The organism is Neorhizobium sp. P12A, from assembly GCF_008365395.1.
Lineage (GTDB): Bacteria > Pseudomonadota > Alphaproteobacteria > Rhizobiales > Rhizobiaceae > Rhizobium.
On record NZ_QOVX01000001.1, the window covers coordinates 1,121,598 to 1,141,299 of the forward strand.

Sequence of the window (19,702 nt, forward strand, 5' to 3'; positions counted from 1 at the left end):
CATCCGGAATTGCGTCAAATCAAAGGGATAGAGCATTTCCGCGGTTGGAAGAAAAGCGGAGATGCCCTCAATGGCTCAGCGCTTCTGCGGCGTCTCCGGCACCGGCGTGACCGCGGTGCCCTTGGCAAACCACTGGATGATATTCTCCGACACGAGGTCGGCCATGGCGTTGCGTGTCGGTACGGATGCGGAAGCGACGTGCGGCAACAGAATCGCGTTCCGCAGTTCCATCAGCGCTGCCGGCACGTGCGGTTCATCGTAGAAGACGTCGAGCCCGGCGGCGCCAAGCGTTCCATCACCCAGCGCAGCGATCAGCGCATCTTCATCGACCGACCAGCCGCGACCGACATTGATCAATACCCCGTTGGATCCCAGTGCCGACATGATCTGCGCATCGATCACCTTATGCGTCTGCGGCGTCTTCGGAACGATAGCAATGATTGTGTCGACCGCCTTGGCCATATCAAGCAGCGTCGGGAAATAGTCATATGCAACGTCAGCATTGCGCGTGCGCGTGTGATAGGAGATTTTCACCTTGAAGGGTTCCAGCCGCTTGGCGATCTCCTGGCCGATGCGGCCAAGGCCGTACATGCCGACATGCCGGCCGTTCAGCGAGAACGGCGACAGCGGAAACGATCCTTCCTTCACCCAGCGCCCATCGCGCAGCCATTTCTCCGCAAGCGGCAATTGCCGCACCGTGTTGAGCAGCAGGCCAACGGCGGTATCGGCGACTTCGTCATTGAGCACATCAGGCGTATTCGTCACGACAATGCCCTTCGATGCGGCATGCCCGACATCGACACCGTCATAGCCGACGCCGAAATTGGCGATTACCTCAAGATTGGGAAGAGCATCCATCCAGGCGGCGTTGACGCTGCCGGCCACCGCAATCCCGCGAATACGCTTGGCTGTCTCGGCATCGATCTGCGGCCGTTCGCCCTTCTCGACCGCCACGATATCGAAACGATCACGCAGCCTTTCGAGGACGCGTGGATGGATCTTCCCCGGAACGAGGACGGAAATACGGGCTTCGGACATGATTTTTCCTTTAAGGACCAGGACTTTAAGTGCGCGGACGGTAAGGGCTCGTCGACTGGCGGATGCGCATCTCGGGCTTGATGAGATGGATACCGTCAGGTTCGTGGCTGCCTTCCAGCCTATCAAGAAGCGCGCGCGCTGCAAGCCTTCCGACCTCCGCCTGACCGTTCCAGACGGTCGTCAACGCCGGGGTGGCGATCGCGGCTTCTTCCAGGTCATCGTAGCCGGTGACGGAAATATCCTTACCCGGCACGAGACCGGCGCGGGCAATGCCGTTCATCAGGCCGATGGCGACGAGATCGTTCCAGCAGACGGCGGCGGTCGGCTTCTGCGGCAGGGAGAGGAAATGCACCGCAGCCTCGAAACCGCCCTGCTTGGACCGCGGTCCGGGAATGCGCAGGTCCGGATTGACCTCGATATTCGCCTTGCGCAGCGCGTTGACATAGCCCTGGTAACGGTCACGGCCGGTCGATGTCTGGTCGGTGCCGCCGATCATAGCAATCGAGCGATGTCCGAGGCCGATCAGATGGTTGGTGGCAAGCGAGATGCCGTAGCTGTCGTCGCCGCGGAAGGTCGGAAAATCCATGCCCTCCATCGAACGGGCAACCAGGATGGCCGGCATGCCGTTGTCCTCGGCGATCTGCATGTCCTCTATCGGCGTGCCGATGGCCGGCGACATGATGACCCCGTCGCCGCCGAGCTGCAGCAGGGTCTCGATGAAGGTCCGCTGCTTTTCGACGGAATCGTAGTGGTTGGAGAGAATGAACGTATGCCGGCTACGATCCAGCTCGCTCTCGATCGCCTTCAGGATTTCCCCGTAGAACGGGTTCATGATGTCGTGCACGACAACGCCGATGATCCCCGACCGCGAGGTGCGCAGGCTCGCCGCACGGCGATTGTAGATATAGCCGAGATTGCGCGCCTGATCCTTGATCTTGTCGCGCGTGGTCGCCGCGACAAGCGGACTGTCGCGCAATGCCAGAGATACGGTCGCCGTGGAAATGCCAAGCGTTTCGGCAATTGTCGAAAGCTTTATCTTTTGAGCCACGTCGCCCCTCCCCCGTGTAACCCATGCAATCGATGCCGGCTGTTTCGATTCCGGCATTTAAAAAAATTTAAATAAAAGCTTGAACCAAGGAGCGCAATTAGAATCTTTAAATGATTTCAAATTTCTTCATCATCGAAATCTTCGCCGGCCTGGAGGTTGCCGTCGATCGACTTCAGGAGACGAACGAGAGTACGGATTTCCTTCTCGGAAAAGCCATGGGTGGCGAGCGCGTCGCATGCGGCAGCAGATGTCTCGATCTGTGCGACGCTGTTTCGACCATTTTCGGTAAGGTAGACCTTCGTCAGGCGCGCATCCTCGGTATCGGCACGACGCTCGACAAAGCCCTGTGCCTCCATGCGACCGATCGTGCGGGTCATGGTCGGCGCCTTGACGCCGAGCTTCTGGGCAAGCGCGCCGGCAGGCAGGCCATCCTGTTCGGCAAGCGCAAGGACGACGCCGTCCTGCCCGGCATAGAGGCCGCTCTCCGTCAGGCTGCGCGTCAGCGCCGTGCGCATGGACCGCGCCGCCTGGATCAGAGCCGGCGAAAGGTCAGCCAGCGAATATTCGCTCTGATCCTTCTTCTTTCCCGCCTTGCCCTTCTTTCCGTCCTTGTGCTTCTTGCCCATCTTTGTTTCCGTTGATCTTTCGGTCGATACATCGCCGCGCTATGAGATTGCGCAGGAGATTGACATAAACAAGGGGCACAGCTTCAGATGGCGCAGCCTTCGCTTAGTTTCGAAGACAATGATCCGGCTTTATCCCGCAAGGACAGGTCGGCGTGGATTGCCGTGCTGCCCCTTGGCGCCCACGAACAGCATGGCCCCCACCTGCCCTTCGAGACCGATACGCTGATAGCATCAGGCATCGTCGAGCGCCTGAAAGCTGCGCTTCCCGGCGATCTGCCCGTCACCTTCCTGCCCGTCGAATCTATCGGCTACTCCATAGAACATATGGATGTTGAAGGAACGAAGACATTTCAGCCCGAGGAAGCAATTTATCGCTGGCTAACCATCGCCGAGCGTATGAACGACCTCGGCATCCGCAAATTCGTCATGCTCAACGCCCATGGCGGCAACTCGCCGCTCCTGACCGTCGTAGCAACCGAAGCCCGAGTCCGCTTCGACATGCTGGCGGTCGCGACGAGCTGGACGCGCTTCGGCGTGCCGGAAGGGTTGATAACCCCCGACAACAAGGCGATCGACATCCACGGCGGCGATATCGAGACGTCGGTGATGCTCGCGCTCTGCCCCGACAGGGTCGACATGGCGAAGGCAGGCAACTTCCCCTCCCGCCAGACGGATTTCGCCAGGCGCTTCAAGCACCTGCGCGCCTACGGCCCTCACGCCTTCGGCTGGAAAATGTCCGACCTCAACCCCGACGGCGTCGCCGGCAACGCTGCAGCTGCAACGGCCGAGAAGGGCGAGCGGCTGATTGCCCATGCGGTAAAGGGGCTGGTGGAGCTGCTCCAGGATGTGGACGCGTTCGATGTGGCAGACCTCGGGTAGCGAAATCTTGTCTGCACATGAGCAATGACCCATAATAAACGGTGCCGTTTATTATGGAGAATGAGATGCGCATTTCCATTGCAGATGCGGAAGGGCAATTGACGGAACTCATTCGCCTTGCACGCAAGGGCGAAGAAGTTGTTCTCATGGAAGAAGGGCAACCGGTCATTCGGCTGGAGCCGGTACAAACATTCATTGCCGACCCCGCTGAACGCGACGCGTTCATCCGGAAGCTACAGGAAGACGTTCGGCGCAAGAACTTGCCTCCCGGGCCCGACGCTGCCCGGAGCCAGGATTTTCTTTATGACGAATTTGGCTTGCCGAAATGATCGTCGTGGATACCTCGGCTTTCATGTCGATCCTGAATGAAGAAGAAGCGGCACTGGACTGCCGTCATGCCCTAAGACAAGAAACGTCCATCATAATGTCCGCAGGAACCTACACCGAGGCGATGATTGTTGCCTCGCGCAAAGGGTTGAAGGAAAGCATGGCGGCATTGCTTCAGCGCAGCATATCGGAGGTCATACCGTTGACACCCACTCGCGCTCAACTCGCCGCAGATGCCTATTCCCTCTGGGGCAAGAGCTTTCATCCCGCATCGCTTAATTTCGGCGACTGCTTCGCCTATGCCACCGCCAAGGAATTCGATTGTCCGCTGCTTTTCGTCGGCAACGATTTTTCGCAGACCGATATCCGGTCCGCCACCACGAAATGATGTGATCTTATAACATACACAAAGCCTTTGAACTGCCGCGCTCAACTCCTTATATGGAGGCGACGAATTTCCAGCCCCAATTCCAGCCCTTTGGGCATACTCCACATTTCGAGGCTCCCATGACCGAAACAGCCACGCAAAAGCCGATCCCCGTCACCGTTCTCACCGGATATCTCGGCGCCGGCAAGACGACGCTTTTGAACCGCATCCTGTCTGAGAACCACGGCAAGAAATACGCCGTGATCGTCAACGAGTTCGGCGAGATCGGCATCGACAACGACTTGATCGTCGAGTCGGACGAAGAAATCTACGAAATGAACAATGGCTGCGTCTGCTGCACCGTGCGCGGCGACCTCATTCGTGTCGTCGAAGGCCTGATGCGCCGTCCGGGCCGTTTCGACGGCATCATCGTCGAAACGACGGGACTTGCCGATCCGGTTCCTGTCGCCCAGACCTTCTTCATGGATGACGATGTCCGCACCAAGACCGAGCTCGATGCCGTCGTCGCCCTCGTCGACGCCAAGCATCTGCCGCTGCGCCTGAAGGACAGCCGCGAAGCCGAAGACCAGATCGCCTTTGCCGACGTCGTCGTCATCAACAAGACCGACCTCGTTTCGCCGGAAGAACTGGCGCAGATCGAGGACGTCGTGCGCGCCATCAACCCGGCCGCCCGCGTCTACAAGACCAGCCGCTCGGGCGTCGACCTTGCCCGCGTGCTGAACCAGGGCGCCTTCAATCTGGAACGCGCGCTGGAAAACGATCCGCATTTCCTCGACGCCAGCCATGACGACCATGTCTGCGGCCCGGATTGCGATCACGATCACCACCATCACGACCATCACCACCATGATCATGATCATGATCATGACCACCATCACCACGATCATGATCATGACCACCATCACCACGATCATGGCGCCATGTCGCCGATCCATGACGTGACTGTCCAGTCGGTTTCGTTGCGCGGCGGCGAGATGAACGCGGATCGCTTCTTCCCCTGGATCCAGAAGGTGACGCAGACGGACGGCCCGAACATTCTTCGCCTCAAGGGCATTATTGCCTTCAAGGATGATCCGGAACGCTATGTCGTCCAGGGCGTCCACATGATCATCGAGGGCGACCATCAGCGCCCGTGGAAGGACGGCGAAAAGCATGAGAGCCGCCTCGTCTTCATCGGCCGCGAGCTCGACCGTGAAAAGCTGGAAAAGAGCTTTAAGGCTTGCGAGGCGTCTGCCTAATGCCGACAGTCGCGCCGCTTGATATCGACGGCCACGTTCTGGCCGTCGAATTTTTGAGGGACACCCCATTCTTCGCAGCCGCATCGGGAACCATCCACCGCCTGCAAGGCGGCGAGAAGGTGTCCGAAGCCCATAAGGGCATGCTGAGCTGCATCCGCGATCCCCACAGCGACAGCCTGATTTCGGGCGGCGAGGATGGCAAGGTGGTGCGCACCACGGCCGACGGCGAGGTGACCACGCTTGCCGAAGTGCCGCGCAAATGGATCACCCAGCTTGCCGCCGGCCCGCAGGGAGCGGTCGCCTACGCCTATAGCAAAAGCACTTTCGTTCGTCTCGCCGATGGCACGACCAAGGAATTCGCCGAGGAGCGCACGGTTGAAGGCCTCGCCTTTGCGCCGAAGGGCCTGCGCATCGCGGTTGCCCGCTATAACGGCGTCTCGCTTCATTGGGTCGGCATGAGCGCAGCTCCCGTCGATCTCGAATGGAAGGGCGCCCATACCGGCGTCACCTTCTCCCCCGACGGCCAGTTCCTTGTCACGACCATGCAGGAGAACGCATTGCATGGCTGGAAAATGGATACCAAGCCGAATGCCGAGGCGCGCCACATGCGCATGACCGGCTATCCTGCCAAGGTGAAGTCGCTCTCCTGGTCCGCCAAGGGCAAGTGGCTCGCCTCATCAGGCGCGCCGGCCGCAATCGTCTGGCCTTTCCAGGGCAAGGACGGTCCGATGGGCAAGGCGCCGCTGGAACTCGGCACCCGCGCCAACATCATGGCGACTTCGGTGAAATTCCACCCGGCCGAAGATATCCTCGCCATCGGCTTCGTCGACGGCATGGTTCTCGCCGTCCGTATTGCTGACGGCAAGGAGGCGCTGCTGCGCCGTCCCGGCAAGGGCGCGATCACCTCGATGAGCTGGAACAAATCCGGCAAGCAGCTCGCCTTTGCTTCCGAGGCAGGGGATTGCGGCGTTATCGATATTTCGGCCTGAGAAGAGAGAATGGCACAGGAGGCTGCGACAGCAGGCATCGAGAACACCGACATCGCGGCGCATGCCGGCGGCGGGATCGCGTCTGCCGACCTCGTCTGGGACCAATTGCGCATCGAAGCCGCCGATCTTGCCAACCGCGAACGCCTGCTTCGCCCCTTGCTCCGCGAACAGATCATTACGGCGCCGGTCGGTGCTGACATGCTGGCCGGCGTCCTCGCCGCACGCCTCTCCGTCGCGGGCATGGGCAGCGCCGATCTGCTCGATCTCTTTCGGGATGTGCTGACGCACAATCCGGAAATCATCACCGGCACCGAGGTCGATCTGGTGGCCGTCCGCACCCGCGATCCCGCCTGCACGACCTATCTGCATGCCTTCCTCAATCTCAAGGGCTTTCATGCCCTGCAGACCCACCGCATAGCCCATGCCTTGTGGGTCGAAGGTAGGGTGGAGATGGCAAGCTGGCTTTCCAATCTCGCCTCGCTGGTCTTCGGCCCGGACATCCATCCGGCGGCATCGCTGGGCTCGGGAATCATGCTCGACCATGGATCGGGCATCGTGATCGGCGAAACCGCCGTCATCGAGGACGAAGTTTCCATCCTTCAGAACGTCACGCTCGGCGGCACTGGCAAGGAAACCGGTGACCGCCATCCGAAGATTCGCCGCGGCGTCATGATCGGCGCCGGCGCAAAGATCCTCGGCAATATCGAGATCGGCGCCTTCAGCAAGGTCGCCGCCGGCAGCGTCGTAGTCAAACCCGTCCCTGCCCACTGCACCGTCGCCGGCGTTCCGGCAACGGTCGTGCGCATCCATCGCGCCGACGAAATTCCCGCCGAGACGATGGATCAGAATATCTGACCCCCGAATAACTGAATCGAAGACGTGCCAAATCTCCGCGCCCGGGAGTTTTCGGGCCGCGGCTTGACCTCCTGATGGGAAGAGGCAGGCAGCGGTATCAGATAGTAGTATAGGTGTCAGGCTTTGCTGCCTGTCTCCGATTGCGGTCCGATCGTCCTGTGCCATCTGGGTCGGAGACTTGTCATCCCCTTCCGAACGATGGCATCCGGATCATGGGTTCTGACAGCCCATGATCATCTCGCCGCAACCATCACCGAACGCCGGAATTCCTGAACTGGAAACGCAAAAACCGGTTCGCGACCCCGGCCCCTTGCTCGATGACGGGGTTAGTATGGGTGAGGTGTTGGCGAGTGTGGAAAATCGGTCACGCGATTTTATGATAGCGGATTGATTTTGCTCACGAAAATCCTTTGACCGAAGCATCAACTTGCCACAGGTGTTGGACCTCCGTGGGAGCCCCTCATCGCCTCGCTATCGCTCCGGCACTTCTCCCCAGGGGGAAAGAGGCAAGTCGCAGCGCCTTGCCAAACCTTAAGGTCAGGAGTGCTGTCGGTGCCGCATATGTCTTCTCCCCTTGGGGAGAAGGTCCCGGCAGGGGGATGAGGGGTTCCCGCGGCAGCCACAATCAACCGAAGAAATTTACGCAGGAATTTACCGTAACGTACTTCCAAGCATTGGCGACTTATGGGCCGATGTGCCGGGGCTGCCGGTCGCGTGCAAACCCCTATGCGTCCGCAGCCGTGAAAATCTCCGCGTCGTGACGGACGGTATGTCCGGCGACAGTCGCATCGCCCTGCTCTGAAATCCGAATTTCCATCATGGAGGATAGTCCAGTGCAATCCAATTCCGTTCTAGCCTTGCTCCTGGCCGCCGGTGTCAGCCTTGCTGCCGGCATCGCCGCTGCCCAGGAAGGTCCCGAGGCGGACAATCCGATCCCTAAAAAGATCATCGGCCAAACCACGCCAAAAGAGTCCGATTCCGTCTCCTCGCTCGCCGTGATCAATTCGGATGGCGCAACACTCGAGGGTGACAAGCTCACGCTGACGGGTGTTTCGAATAATTCGATCGTCTTTACCGATCGTCCGGTGAGGGCCGCCGGCCATGTCACGACCGCGGAACTCGTGAAAGCGTGGAACGAAGGGCCTGACAGTCTTTCAAAGGATCCGCCAAACGCAACGATCTCGGTTCTCGGCAGCGACAGTTCCGATGTCGCCGATGCCGTCGTGACGTTGAAGTCACCGAAGCTCGAGGGGACGAGTCTGACATTCGACGTTTCGGTTCTCGAGGGAAGCATCGCCGGCAAAAGTGGTCCGGCGGCACTGTTCATTGACCACTGGCATGGTCATGGCGCCTGGTATGGCGTTGGCCTAGCAACGGGCGCCGCCCTCGGTCTTGGAGCGGCTGCGGCAGTCGCAGGGGCGCCCGTCTATGCAGCCCCGGCCTACGCACCGCCCCCTTATTACTATCCTCCCTACGGCGAGCCTTACTATTACCGCCGCCCGCCGTATCATTGCGGATATTACCCCTACCCGCCCTGCTATTGAGCAAGGCCGACGCGCGAACCCGACGCATTCCGTGGCAAGGACGCTCCTGCCTCTCCCTTAAGGCGGGAGCTTTCAGCCGCGCCGCGCCGCTTCGATTGCCGCGACGTCGATCTTCTGCATCTTCATCATCGCGTCGAAGGCACGCTTGGCCTCAGCGCCGCCCGCCGCAATCGCTTCCATCAGGACGCGCGGCGTGATCTGCCAAGATACGCCCCACCTGTCCTTGCACCAGCCGCAGTCGCTTTCCTGGCCGCCATTGCCGACAATGGCGTTCCAGTAGCGATCAGTTTCAGCCTGATCCTCGGTTGAGATCTGAAAGGAGAAGGCTTCGTTGTGCTTGAACACGGGACCCCCGTTGAGGCCGACGCAAGGAATGCCGGCAACGGTGAATTCAACCACCAGCACATCTCCCTGCTTGCCATCAGGATAGTCGCCCGGCGCGCGAATGACGGCGCCCACCGCGCTGTCGGGAAAGGTCTCCGCGTAAAAGCGGGCGGCAGCCTCGGCATCCCTGTCGTACCAAACGCAGATCGTGTTCTTTGCCATTGCAGCATCCTTTCGCTCTTCTTTTCAGCATCCTCCCTGACCTAGAGGGCATGTCCTCTTTCTCCAGTCTCTATCTGCCATTTCAGGGGCCGCGTGATGGAGGAGCATGCCTTCCGCAAACCGATGTCGGAAAAATAACCCGAATCGGCCATTATCCCCCGACAGGCGCTGAAATCGCGCCCATAGGTCGGGACATCATGGAAACGTCGCTCTATCTGCCGGTCAAACAGTTTCTCGAAAGCGCCGGCTACGTGGTCAAGGGCGAGATCGGCGGCTGCGATATTGTCGGCTTGAGCGAGGGCGAGCCGCCGCTGCTTGTCGTCTGCGAACTCAAGCTCAGCTTCAATCTCGAACTGCTGCTACAGGCGGTCGATCGCGGCGCAGCCAGCGACGAGGTGTGGATCGCGGCACGCATCTCGGCCAAGGGCAAGGGCCGGGAAAGCGACAAGCGCTTTCGCGATCTCTGCAGGCGCCTCGGCCTCGGCATGCTCGGCGTTTCGGACGCCGGCGATGTCTCGATCATCGTCAGCCCCTGCTCGATCCTGCCGCGCAAGAATACCAAACGCCGCACGCGACTGGTGAACGAACACAAGCGACGGCGGGGCGACCCGGCCTTGGGCGGCAGCACGAAGGTTCCGGTCATGACCGCGTACCGCCAGCAGGCGCTCACCTGCGCTGCCGCCCTGAGCCAGGGCCCGCTGCGGCCGCGCGATATCAAAGCCGCTGCCCCGGATGCCGGCAAGATCCTGCTCGGCAATGTCTATGGCTGGTTCGAGCGTGTTGAGAAGGGTGTCTATGCCTTGACCGAGGCAGGGATCACCGCCCTGCAACGCTGGCCACAGGAGGCCCCCGCCCCTCATTTGATTCAAGCGGCCGAATAGCGGCGGCTCGGAATATCTCCTCGATATATCGCTGCCACAGCGCGGCATTTTGAAGCACGCCTGAACCCATTTTGAAAGGTTCGGCGGCACCGGATACTAATACGGCAATAACATCAGCAATGTATAACTTGTTGAAAATAATCAAGTTTGTGCGCAGCAAAACAGACGTTCACGGAACTGTCATATACCGTTGCTAGCCGGTCATTGTTTCCTTCCGCCTCGGCTGCCCAAGCGACTTTCTCCCTGCCGGGCGATGACGATCACTCGAAGAGGAATATTGATATGGCTGGAATTTCACGTCGTGCAGCACTCGCCGCCGGCAGCGCCCTCACCCTGATTTCGCTCTGTTCCGCCGCGGTCGCCCAGACCGCTGCCCCCACCACCGCCGCTCCGACCGCTACCAATACCGCGACCCCGATCAAGCATCTGGTCGTCATCTTCCAGGAGAACGTCTCCTTCGACCACTATTTCGCGACCTACCCCAAGGCTGCGAATGTCGCCGGCGAACCCGAGTTCACGGCAGCGGCAAACACGCCGAGCGATATCAACACGCTCGCCAATGCCGGCCTGGTCGACAACAACCCGAACAAGACCAACACGGGCAACGGTGCTGATGCTGCCGCCCCCTTCCGTCTCGATCGCACCCAGGCCGCCACCCAGTCGCAGAACCACGGCTACACTGCCGAACAGGCTGCCTATAACAACTTTGCCATGGACCTCTTCCCGGCCAATACCGGCCACGGCACCAAGGGCGCTGCCGGCGCTTTCGGCACCAAGGGCCAGGTCATGGGTTACTATGACGGCAACACCGTCACTGCGCTCTGGAACTACGCCCAGCATTTCGCGCTGAACGACAATTCCTTCTCGACCAATTTCGGCCCCTCGACGCCCGGCGCGCTGAATCTGATCTCCGGCCAGACCAACGGCGCCATCCTGCCGCCCGGCTACACGCTGGAAACCGACGGCACCTATTCCAAGGGCCGCATCGTGCCCGACGGCAATGGCGGCTGGACCGCGATCAGCGACTTCGACCCGACCGGCGACGCCTGCTCCGCCGGGCAGACCGCGCTGATGTACGGCAAGAACATCGGCGACCTCCTGAACGCCCGCAACGTCACCTGGGGCTTCTTCGAAGGCGGCTTCGACCTGACGCTGAAGAACGCCGACGGTACCACGGGCTGCAAGCGCGCCTCGACCTCCGATGTCACCAAGGTCAACAGCGCCGACTACATCCCGCACCACCAGCCGTTCCAGTATTACGCTTCGACGGCGAACCCGCTACACGTGCGTCCGTCCTCGGTCGCTGCGATCGGCACCAGCAATGACGGCGGCGCCAACCACCAGTACGATACCAACGACTTCTTCGCCGCGCTGAAGAACGGCAATATGCCCGCCGTCAGCTTCATGAAGGCCCCGGCCTATCAGGACGGCCATGCCGGCTATTCCGATCCGCTCGACGAGCAGGAATTCGTGACCCAGGTCGTCAACGCCGTCGCCGACGCCCCGGAATGGAAAGACACCGCTGTTGTCATCCTCTACGACGATTCCGACGGCTGGTATGACCATGCCCACGCTGTCGTCAATCCGTCCAAGCTCGGCGTCAAGGGCTATGACGTGCTGAACGGCGATGCCTGCGGCACCGGCACTCCGCTTCCGGGCGTCACGGGCGCTCCGGCACAGGGCCGTTGCGGCTACGGCACGCGCCAGCCGCTGCTCGTCGTCTCGCCCTACTCCAAGGTCAACTATGTCGACCACACCCTGACCGACCAGACCTCCGTCGATCGCTTCATCGAAGACAACTGGCTTGGCGGCCAGCGCCTCGGCGGCGGCTCCTTCGACGCCATCTCGGGCACGCTGAACAACATGTTCGACTGGTCCAAGGGCGATACGCAGAAGCTGGTTCTCGATCCGAAGACCGGCAAGCCGGGCGCCTGAGCCACAGAGGGGGAAGGACGATGATCGTCAAATTCAACCGCCGTCTCCTTCCCCTGCTGGCGCTCGCCGGCGTCTCGCTGGCCGGTGCAACCATCGGCATGGCGAGCGAAGAACTGAAGCCGGCGGCAACCACTGCCGCCGACTATCCAGCCGAGGGCACGCTGAGCGCCGTCGCGCAGCTCGGCAAGGCGATGTTCTATGACCATGCGCTTTCGGGCAACGGCCAGATGTCCTGCGCTACCTGCCACGATCCGGCCAATCACTACGCGCCATCAAATGCGCTCCCCGTCCAGATGGGCGGCCCCAATCTCGACAAGCCCGGCCTGCGCGCGACGCCGAGTCTGGCCTACAAGATGACGACGCCTTCCTTCTCCGTCGGCGCCGAAAGTGCCGCCGACGAGGCTGCCGAGGCCGCCCCGATGCAGGAGGCGTCAGGCGTTTCGCTGGCAAACGCCCCGGCAATCGTCGCCGGCCCGATGACCGGTCAGGCCGTTGTCAAGGCTGACTCCAACGCCCCTGACATGGTGCCGCAGGGCGGCATGTTCTGGGATGGCCGCGTCGATTCGCTGGAAGATCAGGCGCTGCAGCCGATGATCTCGCCCTTCGAAATGGCCAATTCCGACGAAAATGCCGTTTATGCCAAGCTGAAGGCGGGCTATGGCAAGCAGATCGAGGCGCTCTTCGGCAAGAACGTGCTCGACGACCGAGACATGGCGATCTCGGAGGCCGGATTTGCGCTCGCCCGCTACCAGATCGAAGAGACGTCCTTCCATCCCTATTCCAGCAAATACGACGCCTATCTGCGCGGCCAGGTCCAGCTTTCCGACGCCGAGATGCGCGGGCTGAAGCTGTTCGAGGACCCGAACAAGGGCAATTGCAGCTCCTGCCATCTCGACCAGATGGTCGGCACCGAGATGCCTGACTTCACCGACTTCGAATTCGAAGGCCTCGGCGTGCCGCGCAATGCCGCGATCCCGGCCAATGCTGATGCGCATTACTTCGACCTCGGCATCTGCGGCCCGCTGCGCAACGACAGCTATTCGTCGCAGTCCGCCAATTGCGGTCTCTTTAAGACGCCGACCCTGCGCAATGTCGCGACCCGCCACGTCTTCTTCCACAACGGCGTCTACAACAATCTGGAAGACGTCGTGCGCTTTTACGTCAAGCGCGACACCAATCCCGAAACCATCTATCCCAAGGGATCAGACGGCACGGTCCAGAAATACAATGACGTGCCGCCGCAATATCAGGCCAATATGGACGTCATCGACGCCCCGATGAACCGCAAGCCCGGCCAGCAGCCGGCGCTGAACGACGCGGAAATCGCTGATGTCGTCACCTTCCTGAAGACCCTCACGGACGGCTACGATCCGTCCAAAGAAACGCAGAAGGCCGCGAAGTAAGGGGCGAAGCTCCCGTTCTCCTCTTGGGGAGAAGACGCAAGAGGCATCCGCCTGCTCCCTATCCACACTTGTACGTCGACTCCAAAAAAACAAACCGCGATCCTCACCAGGTGGGGATCGCGGCCAGTTTGCCATGGCCGCTCCTCCCGGCCCGGCACTCGATCGGTTGCGTGCGGCGTCACGAAGAGCGCACGGCGTCCCGATCGATCGGAAGCTCGAAGCTCACATCTTTCCGCTCGTAGCCGAAGCCGGCAAGCAGTGCGACCGCAGCTGCAACGATGACGGCGACGAGAACAAGGGCGAAGGCATAGTCTCCGTTCCAATGTGCAGCCAGTCCAGCCTGCAGCGTCGCGTTGCCTGACGCCAACAGGTTGCCGAGCTGGTAGGCAACGCCCGGGAAGGTGCCGCGCACCTCGTCGGGGGAGAGCTCGTTGAGGTGAGCCGGCACGACGCCCCAGGCGCCCTGGACGAAGAACTGCATGAGGAAGGCACCGATGGCGAGCATGACCGGGCCGGAACCATAGGCCCAGAGGGGTGCGATCGGGATGGCGATCAATGACGCAATCACGATCGCCCTGCGCCGCCCGATCCGCTGCGACAGGCTGCCGAAGAACAGGCCGCCGATGATCGCACCGATATTATAGACAATGGCGATGGCACCGACCGTATGGGTCGAATAGGCACGCTGCGTCTGCAGGAAGGTCGGATAGATGTCCTGCGTGCCGTGGCTGAAGAAATTGAAGGCCGTCATCAGGATCACCGCCCAGATGAACAGCGGCAGATTATCCTTCACCACTGAGAAGAAGGGCTGGCGCTTGCGATGCTGGTTGGCAAGGAAGGAGGGCGATTCCTGGACGCTGCGGCGGATGTAGAACACCAGCAGCGCCGGCAAGACACCGATCATAAACATGCCGCGCCATCCGATGACCGGAAACAGGAAGAAGTAGACCAGCGAGGCGAGCAGATAGCCGCACGGATAGCCCGCCTGCAGAACGCCGGAGACAATGCCGCGCGTGCGATCGGGAATGCTTTCCAGCGCCAGCGACGCGCCGACACCCCACTCGCCGCCCATCGCAATACCGTAGAGCACGCGAAGCACGATCAGCATCGTCAGGCTGGTGGAAAAGCCGGAGAGGAACTCAAACAGCGAATAGAGGAGCACGTTGACCATCAGCGTCACACGCCGTCCGTACCTGTCGGCCGAGAGGCCAAAGATGAGCGCGCCGATCGGGCGCATGGCAAGGGTCAGGAAGATCGCCGTGGAAACAGCGGTAACGTCGGTGTGAAACTCTTCGGCAATCGCCTTCAGAATGAAGACCAGGATGAAGAAATCGAAGGCGTCAAGCGTCCAGCCGAGGAAGCTTGCGAGGACAGTATTGCGTTGTTGAGGCGTCAGGGAACGAATGTCGTCGAGCGCGAACATCAGAAACTCCATTCCGAGGCCGGCGGCTTGACGGGCAATATCCGGAAGTCGCCGAAATGAACAGACCGGCAGGCAGCCGGGCTCTTTCGTGTCCCGCGATGCATGTCCTTGAAGGGAAGAAACGGCAGGTGGGGCGAGAATTAAAAAGCAGCGTGGTCTAAATGCATGGAGCGACCAAAAGGTTCCCGCTGCGTTAGGTCGCCGGCAGCCCGCAGGTCGGATATCTGGCGAAATCGGATCGATCGCGGTCATTTCGTTCCCGACGAACCCTGCATGGACAATGCGGCCAGAGCGGCGCATCGTGAGGCGCCGCATTCAGGAACTGTTTTCACCAGGATAAACGATCTCGCCGAATGCGCTGCCTCGTACGCAATCCCACTGAGATCGGCTGACAGGCCCCGACCATCACTCGCATAAAACCATCATCCGCATAAGCAACAACTTAAAGGAGATGCAATATGAGCGAAGGAATTCAGAGCAAGGTTGTCCTCATCACCGGTGGCGGAACTGGCCTCGGGGCTGAGACGGCTCGCCATCTGGCCGCCAGGGGCGCACGCGTCGCCGTTGCGGGCAGGCGCAAGGAAAAGCTCGATGAAGTGGTTGCCGAAATCGCCAAGGCGGGCGGCGAGGCGCGAGCCTATCAACTCGACGTGGTCGACAAGAAAGAGGTCAAGGCCGTCGTCGACGCTGTCATCGCTGGCTTCGGCAAGCTTGACGTCCTGATCAACAATGCCGGCCTGATGCCGATCCGTCCGATGGCGGAAGTGAATACCGACGAGTGGGATGCGATGATCGACGTCAATATCAAGGGCACCTTGTATGGGATTGCCGCCGTCCTGCCGATATTCCTGAAGAAGGAAAGCGGCCATATCATCAATCTGAGTTCGGTCGCCGGGGTCAAGGTGTTCGCGCCGGGCGGCACGGTCTATTCCGGCACGAAATTCGCCGTGCGGGCGATCTCCGAGGGGTTGCGCCAGGAAGTCGGGGGTAAGGTACGCGTGACGTCGATCGAGCCCGGCGCCGTCGAAAGCGACCTCAAATTCTCCACCACGGGCACCGCAGCGTCGACCGTGCGTGATTTTTACAAGATCGCGATCCCGGCGAGTGCGGTCGCGCGGGCGATCGCCTACGCCATCGAGCAGCCGGCCGATGTCGATATCAACGAAATCGTCCTGCGCCCCACGGTCCAGGAATTCTGATCACGCTATTATAGAGCCAGAAACCCAAAAGCGGCTGCTCCCCTTTTGCGCAAAGGGAGCAGCCGGCCGGTCACGCCGCCCCGCGGACCGGAGGCCGCACGAGCTGGCGGCCGCTGGCAACGAGCAGTCCGACGGCTCCTTGGAGCCAGCCGTCCTTAAGCTCAAGCGCCAGGAAGCGATGACGTTCGAACGGGCCGGGCATGACGAGATGCTTGGCCTTTTCGGCAAAGAAGCCGAAGCGCTCATAATAAGACGCATCGCCGACGAGGAGGATCGCGCCATGATCGCGCTTCTTCGCCTCGAGAATTGCGGCCCGCATCAGCGCGGAGCCGATACCTTTTCCTTCATGGGCCGGATCGACCGCAAGCGGGCCAAGCAGCAGCGCATCGACCGGCTGGGTGTCGTGATCGACGCCGGCTTCCACGTTCCAAAGGCGCACCGTGCCGATGACATGGCCATTGCGGTCGCGTGCGACGAGAGCGAGGCCCTCGGCCGGAACACGATTGCGACGGAGCTTTTCCGACGACTTCTTGGTGCGGCCAGCGCCCATGGCGTGGTCGAGCAGGTTTTCGCGAGCAACAACGTCGCTGGAGTTTTCCAGGTCGATGGTGAATGTGGAGGGCGCAAAGAATGCGCGTACAGAATCAAGAACAGCGGCCATTTTGGCCTCCCGTACCCAATACCGTTATGAGCGGTGATGAAGGAAAATTGTGAGGTTGCCGCCCCGGTTGGTTCCGGGGCTGGCGAGAGCGACCTTGTTAGATGATGTACGCCTTCAGCGGATCGAAACCGTTGAAAGCGACAGCCGAGTAGGTCGTCGTATAGGCGCCGGTGCCTTCGATCAGAACTTCGTCGCCGATCGTAAGCGTGAGCGGCAGCGGATAGAGATTCTTTTCGTAGAGCACGTCGGCAGAATCGCAGGTCGGACCGGCGATGACGCAGGGCTCCATCTCGTCGCCGTCGCGCGCGGTGCGGATCGGGTAACGGATGGCTTCGTCCATGGTTTCTGCCAGGCCGCCGAACTTGCCGATGTCGAGGAAGACCCAGCGAGCATCGTCATTGTCCGACTTCTTCGAGATCAGGACGACTTCAGCCTTGATCACGCCTGCATTGCCGACCATGCCTCGGCCCGGCTCGATGATCGTCTGCGGGATCTGGTTGCCGAAATGGGCGCGCAGAGCAGCATAGATCGACTTGCCGTAGGCTTCGGCGGACGGAACGTCGCGCAGATACTTGGTCGGGAAGCCGCCGCCCATGTTGACCATCTGCAGGTGGATGCCCTGCTTGGCCAGCTGAACGAAGACGCGCTTGGCATCAGCAAGAGCCGAATCCCAGGCGTCGACCTTGGTCATCTGCGAACCGACATGGAACGAGACGCCGTAGGACTGCAGGCCGAGCTGATGAGCGTAGACGAGAACGTCGACGGCCATCTGCGGCACGCAGCCGAACTTGCGCGACAGCGGCCATTCGGCACCTTCGCCATCCGTAAGCACGCGGCAGAAAACGCGGGCGCCGGGAGCGGCACGGGCGATCTTCTCGACTTCCTCGTGGCTGTCGACCGCAAAGAGGCTGACACCGTGCGCATGGGCGCGGGCGATGTCGCGTTCCTTCTTGATCGTGTTGCCGAAGGAGATACGAGCAGCGGTCGCACCGGCTTCGAGCGCCATTTCGATTTCAGCGACGGACGCGCAATCGAAATTGGAGCCCATGCTGGCGAGCAGCTTCAGGACCTCAGGAGCCGGGTTTGCCTTGACCGCGTAGTAGATCGCGCTGTCCGGCATTGCGTGACGGAAAGCATGGAAATTGTCGCGGATTACGTCGAGGTCAACCACGAGGCAGGGACCGTCGGGACGTCGGGTTGCGAGAAAGTCGCGGATGCGCTGAGTGGTCATATCAATTCCCTCTTCCAATTCCAGAGCTCCGGTAAAAAACCGGAGGACAAAGGGCATACGAGAACCGCTCAGGAACCAGCCGGTGGAGACCCCGGATCCCTAGCAGCGCTCGATGCGCAGATGATGAACCAACGCCGCGAAAGCGGTATAGGTTCGGCTTTGTCTGCCATGGATTGGAGGGAATATCCCTGCCGCACTTCCGGCAATGAAGGTGTGCCTCTTCAGTAACCCCCGCTGATGGAAAGCAGGGAGAGAACAAAAAGGCCCGCACCGTCGTTGCTTCAGGCGTCCTCGCATTTTCCGGTTGGCCGGAATAGCGACTGGAGGGGTTAATTCCAGGTACCTTACCGATTTCCTCACCAATTCGAGGGTTCGGCGGACACCCATGGGCACGTGCGACTTTGGGCTAAGCGGGAGATAAGAATATTCGCCGTCATAATCAAGAAGTTTTTTGATCGAAGCCTCAAAAAATAAATTGAACAAATTTCGCCGTTTTGTTCAATATTCAGAAACAGATACGGAGAGGCACTTCATGGACACCCTGACGCGCATTCGCGCCTTTATCGACGTGGTGGAAGCGGAGGGCTTTTCCGCAGCGGCACGCAAGACCGGCCGGTCGAAGGCCCTGCTCTCCAAATATGTCCGTGAGCTGGAGGACGAACTCGGTGCTCTCCTCCTCAACCGCACCACTCGGCAGTTTTCGCTGACTGAGGCAGGGCACACCTATTTCCGCACGGCTTCCGACATTTTGAAGGAGATCGACAACCTCGCCGACCTCGTGCGCGAGAGCAACCAGCAGCTCAAGGGTCGCTTGCGAATCTCGGTGCCCCGCACCTTCGTCGACGCCGATGTCGGGCAATCACTGATAGACTTCGCGAAAGAGAACCCGAACCTTGCGCTCGAAATCTCCGCCGACGACCGCTTCGTCGATCTGATCGAGGAAGGCTTCGATGTCGCGATCCGCGTCACCAAGCTGGAGGACTCGGGCATGATCGCGCGAAAAATCTCCGATTTCCGCACACACGTCTGCGTGACCAAGGAATTTCTCGAGCGCTATCCGAACCTCGTTCATCCGAACGATCTGGCGAATGTGCCCTTCATCATCGACACCAACAACAGGTCACAGAACAGCATCCGATTCTACAATCCGGACAGCAGCTCCTTCAATGTTACGATCAGCGGTCCGATCGAGGTCAACAGCCCGCATGCAACGCTCAGGGCAGCTCTCGCGGGCATCGGCGTTGCCATGGTCCCCGATTTCATCGGCCGCAAGGAGATCGAAAGCGGCGCGCTGCTCACCCTCTTCAACGACTATATCCCGACCGATCGCGGCATCTACGCCGTCTATCCTCACCGGCGCTATCTGCCGGCCAAGGTGCGCATCTTCGTCGACTACCTGTATAACTGGTTCCGCAAGCAGAGTTGAATTGATGTCTCGCCTTGCTGCGCCCTTCCGGGTGCATCGCAGCAAACGGTCCCAATTCTGTCTCA

Annotated in this window: 19 protein-coding genes; 12 read left to right on the forward strand and 7 right to left on the reverse strand. The window is 60.6% G+C overall.

All coding sequences use genetic code 11. The annotated features are described in order from the left end of the window. Positions 1-75: 75 nt before the first annotated feature. The 3 genes from DTW90_RS05355 to DTW90_RS05365 all read right to left on the reverse strand — a co-directional run bounded on the left by DTW90_RS05355 (position 76) and on the right by DTW90_RS05365 (position 2,712). Positions 76-1,038 (reverse strand): 2-hydroxyacid dehydrogenase, encoded by a 963-nt coding sequence (locus DTW90_RS05355; protein ID WP_149336835.1) that lies wholly within the window; start codon positions 1,036-1,038, stop codon positions 76-78. Positions 1,039-1,063: 25 nt separating this feature from the next. Then, the gene (locus DTW90_RS05360) at positions 1,064-2,086 is read right to left on the reverse strand and encodes a LacI family DNA-binding transcriptional regulator (RefSeq protein ID WP_132526687.1); all 1,023 of its coding nucleotides are present in this window, start codon (positions 2,084-2,086) and stop codon (positions 1,064-1,066) included. Between the two features lie 116 nt (positions 2,087-2,202). Continuing rightward, the gene (locus tag DTW90_RS05365; protein WP_132526685.1) at positions 2,203-2,712 is read right to left on the reverse strand and encodes a MarR family winged helix-turn-helix transcriptional regulator; all 510 of its coding nucleotides are present in this window, start codon (positions 2,710-2,712) and stop codon (positions 2,203-2,205) included. Between the two features lie 87 nt (positions 2,713-2,799). Here DTW90_RS05365 and DTW90_RS05370 point away from each other — a divergent pair, with 87 nt between their 5' ends. From DTW90_RS05370 to DTW90_RS05400, 7 genes are all read left to right on the forward strand, one after another. Next, positions 2,800-3,591 (forward strand): creatininase family protein, encoded by a 792-nt coding sequence (locus DTW90_RS05370; protein ID WP_149336837.1) that lies wholly within the window; start codon positions 2,800-2,802, stop codon positions 3,589-3,591. Positions 3,592-3,689: 98 nt separating this feature from the next. Then, a complete protein-coding gene (locus DTW90_RS05375; protein ID WP_348642631.1) occupies positions 3,690-3,920 on the forward strand; it encodes a type II toxin-antitoxin system prevent-host-death family antitoxin in 231 nt (76 codons plus the stop codon). After that, a complete protein-coding gene (locus DTW90_RS05380) occupies positions 3,917-4,306 on the forward strand; it encodes a type II toxin-antitoxin system VapC family toxin (RefSeq protein ID WP_149336839.1) in 390 nt (129 codons plus the stop codon). The genes DTW90_RS05375 and DTW90_RS05380 overlap by 4 nt, the downstream gene beginning before the upstream one ends. A 119-nt stretch (positions 4,307-4,425) precedes the next feature. Then, positions 4,426-5,544 carry a GTP-binding protein gene (locus tag DTW90_RS05385; protein ID WP_149336841.1) on the forward strand — a complete coding sequence of 373 codons (1,119 nt, stop codon included), beginning with the start codon at positions 4,426-4,428 and terminating at the stop codon, positions 5,542-5,544. Next, complete coding sequence (locus DTW90_RS05390) at positions 5,544-6,533, forward strand: WD40 repeat domain-containing protein (RefSeq protein WP_132526679.1); 990 nt, start codon at positions 5,544-5,546, stop codon at positions 6,531-6,533. Before DTW90_RS05385 ends, DTW90_RS05390 begins: the two co-directional genes overlap by 1 nt. Positions 6,534-6,542: 9 nt before the next feature. After that, positions 6,543-7,388 (forward strand): serine O-acetyltransferase, encoded by an 846-nt coding sequence (gene cysE, locus DTW90_RS05395; RefSeq protein ID WP_149336842.1) that lies wholly within the window; start codon positions 6,543-6,545, stop codon positions 7,386-7,388. 893 nt (positions 7,389-8,281) lie between these two features. Beyond that, positions 8,282-8,932 (forward strand): hypothetical protein, encoded by a 651-nt coding sequence (locus DTW90_RS05400; protein WP_246664901.1) that lies wholly within the window; start codon positions 8,282-8,284, stop codon positions 8,930-8,932. 72 nt (positions 8,933-9,004) lie between these two features. Here the strand turns inward: DTW90_RS05400 and DTW90_RS05405 are convergent, their stop codons facing one another. Next, on the reverse strand, positions 9,005-9,478 hold the full coding sequence (locus DTW90_RS05405) for a VOC family protein (protein ID WP_149336845.1): 474 nt from the start codon (positions 9,476-9,478) through the stop codon (positions 9,005-9,007). A gap of 197 nt (positions 9,479-9,675) precedes the next feature. On the opposite strand from DTW90_RS05405, the gene DTW90_RS05410 reads away from it, so the two are divergent. The 3 genes from DTW90_RS05410 to DTW90_RS05420 all read left to right on the forward strand — a co-directional run bounded on the left by DTW90_RS05410 (position 9,676) and on the right by DTW90_RS05420 (position 13,697). Further along, positions 9,676-10,359 carry a DUF2161 family putative PD-(D/E)XK-type phosphodiesterase gene (locus DTW90_RS05410; protein ID WP_149336846.1) on the forward strand — a complete coding sequence of 228 codons (684 nt, stop codon included), beginning with the start codon at positions 9,676-9,678 and terminating at the stop codon, positions 10,357-10,359. 282 nt (positions 10,360-10,641) lie between these two features. Further along, the gene (locus DTW90_RS05415) at positions 10,642-12,294 is read left to right on the forward strand and encodes an alkaline phosphatase family protein (RefSeq protein ID WP_149336847.1); all 1,653 of its coding nucleotides are present in this window, start codon (positions 10,642-10,644) and stop codon (positions 12,292-12,294) included. A 20-nt stretch (positions 12,295-12,314) separates the two neighbouring features. After that, complete coding sequence (locus DTW90_RS05420) at positions 12,315-13,697, forward strand: cytochrome c peroxidase (protein ID WP_149336849.1); 1,383 nt, start codon at positions 12,315-12,317, stop codon at positions 13,695-13,697. Between the two features lie 178 nt (positions 13,698-13,875). Here DTW90_RS05420 and DTW90_RS05425 read toward each other — a convergent pair whose 3' ends face one another. Beyond that, positions 13,876-15,120, reverse strand: a complete 1,245-nt coding sequence (locus tag DTW90_RS05425; protein WP_149336850.1) for an MFS transporter — start codon at positions 15,118-15,120, stop codon at positions 13,876-13,878. A 458-nt stretch (positions 15,121-15,578) separates the two neighbouring features. Between DTW90_RS05425 and DTW90_RS05430 the strand changes: the two genes are divergently transcribed. Then, positions 15,579-16,319 (forward strand): SDR family oxidoreductase, encoded by a 741-nt coding sequence (locus DTW90_RS05430; RefSeq protein ID WP_149336852.1) that lies wholly within the window; start codon positions 15,579-15,581, stop codon positions 16,317-16,319. Between the two features lie 70 nt (positions 16,320-16,389). Here DTW90_RS05430 and DTW90_RS05435 read toward each other — a convergent pair whose 3' ends face one another. Together DTW90_RS05435 and odc2 are read right to left on the reverse strand one after the other, a co-directional pair. Then, positions 16,390-16,980, reverse strand: a complete 591-nt coding sequence (locus DTW90_RS05435; RefSeq protein WP_132526665.1) for an N-acetyltransferase — start codon at positions 16,978-16,980, stop codon at positions 16,390-16,392. Positions 16,981-17,077: 97 nt separating this feature from the next. Beyond that, positions 17,078-18,211, reverse strand: a complete 1,134-nt coding sequence (gene odc2 / locus DTW90_RS05440) for an ornithine/lysine decarboxylase (RefSeq protein WP_132526663.1) — start codon at positions 18,209-18,211, stop codon at positions 17,078-17,080. A gap of 532 nt (positions 18,212-18,743) precedes the next feature. Between odc2 and DTW90_RS05445 the strand changes: the two genes are divergently transcribed. After that, on the forward strand, positions 18,744-19,637 hold the full coding sequence (locus tag DTW90_RS05445) for a LysR family transcriptional regulator (RefSeq protein ID WP_132526661.1): 894 nt from the start codon (positions 18,744-18,746) through the stop codon (positions 19,635-19,637). Positions 19,638-19,702 lie beyond the last annotated feature (65 nt).